The organism is Polymorphobacter multimanifer, assembly GCF_014205635.1.
Taxonomy (GTDB): domain Bacteria; phylum Pseudomonadota; class Alphaproteobacteria; order Sphingomonadales; family Sphingomonadaceae; genus Sandarakinorhabdus; species Sandarakinorhabdus multimanifer.
Genome location: NZ_JACIIV010000057.1, coordinates 1 through 7,114 on the forward strand (window position 1 = coordinate 1; position 7,114 = coordinate 7,114).

7 protein-coding genes and 1 pseudogene are annotated in these 7,114 nt (G+C 63.0%); 3 read left to right on the plus strand and 5 right to left on the minus strand.

Annotation, left to right across the window (positions count from 1 at the left end; all coding sequences use genetic code 11):
• Positions 1-139, plus strand: a pseudogene (locus tag FHS79_RS18205) (IS3 family transposase); the annotation flags it as partial.
• A gap of 145 nt (positions 140-284) precedes the next feature.
• On the opposite strand, the gene FHS79_RS18210 reads toward FHS79_RS18205, so the two are convergent.
• Together FHS79_RS18210 and FHS79_RS18215 are read right to left on the minus strand one after the other, a co-directional pair.
• Complete coding sequence (locus tag FHS79_RS18210) at positions 285-767, minus strand: hypothetical protein (RefSeq protein WP_184203230.1); 483 nt, start codon at positions 765-767, stop codon at positions 285-287.
• Entirely contained in the window at positions 764-1,441 is a 678-nt protein-coding gene (locus tag FHS79_RS18215) for a HupE/UreJ family protein (protein WP_184203232.1), read from the minus strand. Before FHS79_RS18215 ends, FHS79_RS18210 begins: the two co-directional genes overlap by 4 nt.
• Between FHS79_RS18215 and FHS79_RS18220 the strand changes: the two genes are divergently transcribed.
• Positions 1,382-2,194, plus strand: a complete 813-nt coding sequence (locus FHS79_RS18220; protein WP_184203234.1) for a DUF4198 domain-containing protein — start codon at positions 1,382-1,384, stop codon at positions 2,192-2,194. The genes FHS79_RS18215 and FHS79_RS18220 overlap by 60 nt on opposite strands.
• A 1-nt stretch (position 2,195) precedes the next feature.
• Here FHS79_RS18220 and nikR read toward each other — a convergent pair whose 3' ends face one another.
• Positions 2,196-2,669, minus strand: a complete 474-nt coding sequence (nikR, locus tag FHS79_RS18225) for a nickel-responsive transcriptional regulator NikR (RefSeq protein WP_184203236.1) — start codon at positions 2,667-2,669, stop codon at positions 2,196-2,198.
• A 208-nt stretch (positions 2,670-2,877) separates the two neighbouring features.
• On the opposite strand from nikR, the gene FHS79_RS18230 reads away from it, so the two are divergent.
• A complete protein-coding gene (locus FHS79_RS18230) occupies positions 2,878-4,923 on the plus strand; it encodes a TonB-dependent receptor (RefSeq protein ID WP_184203237.1) in 2,046 nt (681 codons plus the stop codon).
• Here the strand turns inward: FHS79_RS18230 and tnpC are convergent.
• Together tnpC and tnpB are read right to left on the minus strand one after the other, a co-directional pair.
• Complete coding sequence (gene tnpC / locus FHS79_RS18235) at positions 4,893-6,500, minus strand: IS66 family transposase (protein ID WP_207792451.1); 1,608 nt, start codon at positions 6,498-6,500, stop codon at positions 4,893-4,895. The genes FHS79_RS18230 and tnpC overlap by 31 nt on opposite strands.
• A gap of 81 nt (positions 6,501-6,581) precedes the next feature.
• The gene (gene tnpB / locus FHS79_RS18240) at positions 6,582-6,944 is read right to left on the minus strand and encodes an IS66 family insertion sequence element accessory protein TnpB (protein WP_184203239.1); all 363 of its coding nucleotides are present in this window, start codon (positions 6,942-6,944) and stop codon (positions 6,582-6,584) included.
• Positions 6,945-7,114 lie beyond the last annotated feature (170 nt).

Sequence of the window (7,114 nt, forward strand, 5' to 3'; positions counted from 1 at the left end):
AGCCGTCGAATATGCGACCCTCGAATGGGTCGACTGGTTCAATCACCGCCGGCTGCTCGAGCCCATCGGCAACATCCCGCCCGCAGAAGCAGAGGAGCGTTACTATCCCATGACCAGCACATCGGCTATCGTTGCATGACTTAAACCAAACAGCCTCCGGCAAACCCGGCGCGGTTCACAGCGCCCTCCCCTTTTCAGAATGCCGCAACCAGATCTGCCTCTGGTCAAATCAACGGTCGACGTACGATGTGTTAGTTGGCCAGCAAAACACTTTGGTCGCACGACTATTCCATATGATCCGGAGTGTATCCAGGCGTGGTCACGATCGGCAGCGTTAATACCATAATCGCAATTGTAATTAGCCAACTTGCCAAGACCTTGAGGACAATCAATGCCGTTCGAGCGACAATCCACGCCGCTGGAAACAGAAGCAGAACGAACGGCATGACGCGAACAAGATCCCAATCGTTGTCGCCTATTGTGGTGACAGCTCCAATCCAGGAACCGGCGTTCAAAGCGAGCGCGAGCGATGGGACAGGTGAGGCGTCCTGCGTTCGATAAACGGCAAGCGAGGTTAGTATAATACTGATCCAAGATCCCGCCAGCATCATCGGTTGCCAATCTTCCCGATAAGTGAGCTGAGCGGCAACACCCGCGCTTACTACAAGCGCAAGTGCCGCGGACCATCTGAATTTCACCGGCGCAATGGTCAACGCGAGGGCTGAGGCGACCAGCAACAGCACAGGCGACCAGTTTTCGCCCGTCATAACGCCTGGCCCAGAAACAGGGCGCCACAAAGGGCAACAAGCCCGCCTGCGCAGCGCAGCGCATTCGCACCGCCGGGCCAATCCCTGATAGTACCAATTCCGATACCGATTAGGTGCAGAAACCCCGTCGCCACGACGAAACCGGCACTGTAGCCAACGGGATCCGCAGCCGACGGCAGCTCCTGACCATGGGCATAGCCATGGAAAACCGCAAAAAAGGCGACGATGATGCACGCCGCCCAAATTGGTGGACGCACGGCACCGAGAACCAGGCCGCCAAGGACAAGGACCGACATCGCGATGCCGAGTTCGACCGGCGGAATGGGCACGCCGGCGATCCCGAGCACACCGCCGACAGCCATGACGGCTGGGAAGACCATGGGCAGCAGCGTGATGAGGGGACGACCAAGGATGGCCCCCCACAGGCCGACAGAGAGCATCGCCAACATGTGATCGGTGCCGGAAAACGGGTGCGCAAAGCCAGCGGCGAGCCCGCCTTGCAGGCCGGTGCCCGAATGCGCGGAGGCTGGCGACGGCAGGAAAAGAACCGAAAGGGCGATCCAGGCGTATAGAGAAGCGACACGCCACCTCGTGCCGGCGACAGGAGTCCTGAAATGCGTATCACGATGCTGAAGATGTTGCTGCTGGGGCTTGGAAGCCCGGCGCTGGGGCATGACTTCTGGATCCAGCCCGATCGCTACGTCGTGGGCGTCGGAGAGGCTGTGCCCTTGTCGCTGCTGGTGGGGCATGGCACCGCACGCCAGCGCTGGGGCGTCCCGACTGACCGGGTGCGGCGTTTCGCGGTCATTTCCGCTACCGGCAGCACCGACCAGCGCGCCATCCTGCATACCCAAACCGGAGACGACGACGGGCAGTTGGCATTTCGCACGCCCGGGACCCATGTCGTCGTTCTCGAAAGCGGCCCCGCGCTCAGTGTCTTGCCCGCCCTCCGCTTCAACGACTATCTCAAAGTCGAGGGGCTGACGCCGGCGATCACCTGGCGGGCGCGCGCCGGCCAGACGCAAGCCGATGGCCGCGAATATTACAGCCGGCGCGCCAAGACGCTGATCGGAGTGGGCACAAACGCTGGCGTCCAGCCGCACGTGACGCGGCCGACGGGGCTCAAACTCGAAATCGTCCCGCAAAAAAACCCCTATGATCTGACGGCCGGCGAAGCGTTGCCGCTGCTCATCCTTTACGAAGGTCAGCCGCTTTCGGGTGCGACCGTCAAGCTAAATAATCTCGATTCGGATGCCGAGCCGCTGGCGCAGCGGTTAACCGACGCGAAGGGGCGGGTGGCTTTCAACGTGCCGCAACGCGGGAAATGGCAGCTCAATGTAATCTGGACCGCACCGATCGACAACCCGAACGCTGATTTCGACACGGTGTTTTCCAGCCTGAGTTTCGGTTTCGCGAAGCCGCAATAGTTCAGCCGCCATGCGGCGATGCATGGCGGTGACCATGGTGCTGATGCGCCTGCGGATCGTCATGGGTGTCATTGGGGGCAACAATGATGACGTTCATTGCCCCGAATCGAACCCCGCGCTCGGCGATGATGGCGTTGCCAAGGGCACGAACAGCACGCGTCGGGCCTTGCAGGATCATCGTCGCCAGCGAACTGTCGTGATCGAGCGCCACGTTCGTCACCGCCACGACAAGATCGTGATGGGCATGCTGCAGCTCCAGAAGCCGTGACGACAAGGATCGCACCTCATAATCATAGACATAGGACAGGTTCGCGACGCACCAAGTGCCTGCATCGTCGGCTTGCCGGGCGGCGTCAACGGTGCGGCGCACCAGGTCGCGCACTGCTTCTGAACGGCTGGCATAGCCGCGTGTTGTCTGCAGCGCATCGAATTCTGCCGCCAGCGTGTCATCGAGCGAGATCGTCAGGCGTTTCACAAGCTTCTCCGGTTCTGGGCTCTTCGGTCGCGGACTCGGCGCGCATCTTTTTCACCAGCGCGTCACCCATTGCAACCGACGCGACATCGTCCGCGTAAACCGTTTGAGTGTATGCAGATTTACGAAATTCTGCATAAAAGTTTAGCTTAGCGGGATGTTGAGTATGCAGCGTCGAGTATTCAAGCGTCTGTTCGTTTCAGCGACCCCCATGTTGTTGGCAACGCCGGTCACACCGCTCATCGCTGCCGAAACCGCAGCCATCGAAGTTTCGCCGATGATCACGGTGTTTGGTCGCGCCAACAATCTTGTCGGCACTGCCAATGCCGCGTCCGAAGGCCGGGTCGGCCGCGCCGATTTCAATACTCGTCCGCTGCAGCGCGCCGGGGAACTGCTTGAGGTTGTGCCCGGCCTCATTGCGACCCAGCATTCGGGCGGCGGCAAGGCCAATCAGTATTTCCTGCGCGGCTTCAACCTCGATCACGGCACCGACTTCGCTGCATTCCTCGATGGCGTGCCGCTCAACTATCGCAGCCACGGCCATGGCCAGGGCTATCTCGATCTCAACTTCATCATCCCCGAGGCAATCGAATACATCGATTATGCCAAGGGCCCCTACCGCGCCGATGCTGGCGATTTCGCTACCGCCGGCTCGGCGACTTTCCGTACCTACGACAATCTCCCGACACGCCTTTCTGCCGAAGGTGGCTCGGGGCCCTATCTGCGCGCCGTCGGCACCGGCACCGCCAGGCTCGGCGAGGGTAGCCTGTTGCTCGCAGTCGAAGCCCGTCACGATGACGGGCGCTACATCCTCACTGAAAATCTCAGCCAATTCAGCGGTTTTGGCAAATACACCGTGCCGCTCGGCGATGGCACGCTTCGCACAAGCATCGCGGCATACCACGTCGATTTCAATTCGTCCGAGCAAGTACCGCAACGCGCCATCGATAGTGGGATCATCGGCCGGCTCGGATTTCTGGATAACGATCTCGGTGGGAGCACCACCCGCATCGGCGTCGTTTCGAACTGGACGCAAAATGGCAACATGCCGCTTTTGGTGCTGGCCTATGCGCACCACTACCGCTTCAAGCTCTACTCGAACTTCACCTACCTGCTCGACGATCCGGTCAATGGCGACGAATTCGAACAAGCTGATCGCCGCACCGTGATCGGCGGCCGTGTCACCAAGGCCTTCAAGGCAGGCGCCGACGCCATGTCCATCGAGTTTCTGCTCGGCACCGAAGGGCGGTACGACTTCATCCCGGAAGTCGGCCTGTATCGCACGGCAGCCCGCGCGCGGCTTTCGACCGTCCGGCAGGACGATGTGAAACAGGGATCGGGGGCGATTTTCGGCGAAGCTACGCTGCACCCTACCGATCGGCTGCGCGTGATTCTCGGTGCGCGCGGCGACGTCTACAATTTCGATGTCACATCCGACCTCGCAGTCAATTCAGGAACCGATACGGCAACGATCTTTAGTCCGAAGGCTACGGTCGCCTGGACGCCCGTCGACGCCGTCGAACTCTATGCCAACTACGGACGGGGCTTCCATTCGAACGATGCGCGCGGCACCTCGATTACCATCGATCCTAACAATGGCCATGCCGCTGACCGCGTGGCGCCACTGGTGCGCGGCGAAGGCTATGAGGGCGGCGTGCGCCTCCGACCCTTGAACGGCCTGTCGATCACCGCCAGCGGCTGGTGGCTCGACCTGCAATCAGAACTGCTGTTCGTTGGAGACGGCGGCACCACCGAGCCGCAAGGCCCTTCGCGCCGCAAGGGCGTCGAATTCGGCGCCTTCTACCAGCCGGCGCCATGGCTTGCCCTCGACGCGGAATACACGTTCTCGAAAGGTCGGCTGACCGAACTGCCGCGCGACGTTAACCGTATTCCCGGCGCCATCGAGCGCGTGATCGCCGGCGGCATCGTGGTCCAGCGGGGCGGTTTCACCGGCTCGCTTCGGCTTCGCCATTTCGGCAGTGTGGCATTGATCGAGGACAACAGTGTGAGGTCGCAACCGACAACCGTGGTCAATAGCCGCCTCGCCTATGGCTTTGGCCGCTACGAGATTGCGGCGAGCATCTTCAACCTGCTGAATTCCAAGGACGCCGAAATCGACTATTTCTACGCCTCGCGCCTTCCCGGCGAGCCGGCCGGCGGCGTCGAGGACACCAATCTGAAGCCCGTCGAACCGCGTCAGATCCGTAAGCGGTGTGCCGGGGCCCTTCAGGGCTTGAAGTTCCACGGCATGAGCTGATCGAGGTTCTGGCTGGAGTGGCCGCGGGCGAGGCGTTCGAGCGTGTCGGTAAGCCAGGCGAGTGGATCGACACGGTTGAGCTTGGCAGTCTCGATCAGGCTGGCGATGATCGCCCAGTTGTCGCCGCCGTCGTCGGAGCCGGCGAACAGGGCGTTCTTGCGGTTGAGGGCGATGGGACGGATGGCCCGCTCGACGGTGTTGCTATCCATCTCGGCGCGGCCGTCTTCCAAGAATAGCGTCAGGCCGGTCCAGCGCGAGGTAGCGTAGCGGATGGCGTCGGCGAGCTTGCTCTTGGCGCTGACCAGGGGAAGCCGGGCGGCGAGCAGTCGGAACAGCGCGTCGACGATCGGCTTGCTCTTCTCTTGTCGCACAGCGCGGCGTGCTTCGACGTCCTGCCCGCGGATCTCGTCCTCGATGGCGTAGAGTGCCTTGATCAGTTGCAGCGCCTCGGTGGCCGTTGGTGATGCGTCGGCCTTGGCGAGCTCGAAGAACTTGCGGCGCACATGCGCCCAGCAGAACGCCAGCGCCACCTGGTTGCGACGGCCAAGCTTGTTGTAGCCGGCATAGCCGTCGACCTGCAGGATACCGCTGAAGCCTGACAGATGGGTGATGGGCCGCTCGGCCTTGCGATCGGGCGCGTAGAGGAACGCCACCGCCGGCGGGTCGCTACCGCCCCATGGTCGATCATCCCGGGCATAGGCCCAGATCTGCCCGGTCTTGGTGCGTCGTCGCCCGGGATCGAGCACCGGTGCCGTCGTCTCGTCAGCAAACAGCCGCGATCCTCGCTTCAAAACGGCGAGCAGGTGATCCCGCAGTGGCGCCAGGTACCAAGCCGCCCGGCCCACCCAGTCGGCCAGCGTCGAGCGATCGAGGTTGACGCCCTGTCGGGCGTAGATCTGTGCCTGCCGGTAAAGCGGCAGGTGGTCGGCGTACTTGGAGACCAGAACCTGCGCGACCAGCGTGTCGGTCGGCAGCCCACCTTCGACGATCCGCGGCGGCGCCGGGGCCTGCACCACCTCGCCTTCGCAGGCGCGGCAGGCATAGCGCGGGCGGCGCGTCACCAGCACGCGGAAGCTTGCGGGCACCACGTCGAGGCGCTCGGCGACGTCTTCCCCGATGCTGTGCAGGGCACCGCCGCAGCAGGCGCACTGCTTCACTTCGATATCGATCAACTGGTCGATGCGCTCGAGATGTGCCGGCAGCTGGCCGCGGTTGGTGCGACGCTGCTTCTCGGCGCGAGCCTTGGTCGAACTGGCAGCGTCGAGCTTGGCTTCCACCTTGGCGATGGCGATGCTGAGGTCTTCCATCACCAGCTCGAACTGGTCCTCGTCGAGCTTCTCCGAGCGGGGCCCGAAGCGGTGGCGCGCGAAGGCAGCAATGATGCTGCTCAGCCGTGCGATCTCGGCATCGGCTTCAGCCTTGGCAACGGCATTGCGCTCAGCTTCGGCATTGATGCGCTCTATCTCCGCCGTCGCGTGCTCTACCTTCGCCATAAGCCGTGCCGTCTCGGCGCTGGCGGCCACGATCATGGTGCGAAGCACTGCGGGATCGTTGGGAAGATCAGCTTCGGCAAGCATGATGGAGGCAGTGAATCACGCGCGCGCACGCGCGTCGAGAGCTTGCGGACAACCGAGTCAATTTATCGCAGCTTCAATCGCTTAGCCGGCAATCTGCGGAACCTTGGTCCGTCTTGCCTGGTGCACGCGGCGCCAGTCGAGACCTTCGAGCAGGGCGCCGAGCTGGGCGGCGGTCAGTCGCATCACGCCGTCATGCACCGAGGGCCAACTGAAGGCACCGGCCTCGAGCTTCTTGGCCATCAGGCACAGGCCGGTGCCGTCCCACCAAACGAGCTTGACCCGGTCGGCCTTCTTGGCCCGGAACACATAGACGACGCCCGAGAACGGATCGCCGCCGAGCTGGGCTGTCACCAGTGCCGCCAGGCCATCCATCCCCTTGCGGAAATCCACCGGCCGGGTGGCGACCAGCACGCGGGTAGCGGCGTCGGGCCCCAAGCCCGTCACCGACTGGCCTTCAGCGCGTCCAGAACCGCCGCGATCAGCGTCGCGTCGGCACCTCGGCCGATCCGCACCGAAATACCGTCCATGCTGACCTCGATCGGTGCTGCACCGGCACCGCTCCGCGCCCGGCGCAGGCGACGGACAGGACGACGCGCGGAAATCGGCGCCGGCAC

Coding starts and splice junctions, on each gene's coding strand:
- FHS79_RS18215 (WP_184203232.1), bottom strand. CDS start 1,441: ATGCCCCAGCGCCGGGCTTCCAAGCCCCAGCAGCAACATCTTCAGCAT.
- FHS79_RS18230 (WP_184203237.1), top strand. CDS start 2,878: ATGTTGTTGGCAACGCCGGTCACACCGCTCATCGCTGCCGAAACCGCA.
- tnpC (WP_207792451.1), bottom strand. CDS start 6,500: ATGCTTGCCGAAGCTGATCTTCCCAACGATCCCGCAGTGCTTCGCACC.
- FHS79_RS18210 (WP_184203230.1), bottom strand. CDS start 767: ATGACGGGCGAAAACTGGTCGCCTGTGCTGTTGCTGGTCGCCTCAGCC.
- FHS79_RS18220 (WP_184203234.1), top strand. CDS start 1,382: ATGCGTATCACGATGCTGAAGATGTTGCTGCTGGGGCTTGGAAGCCCG.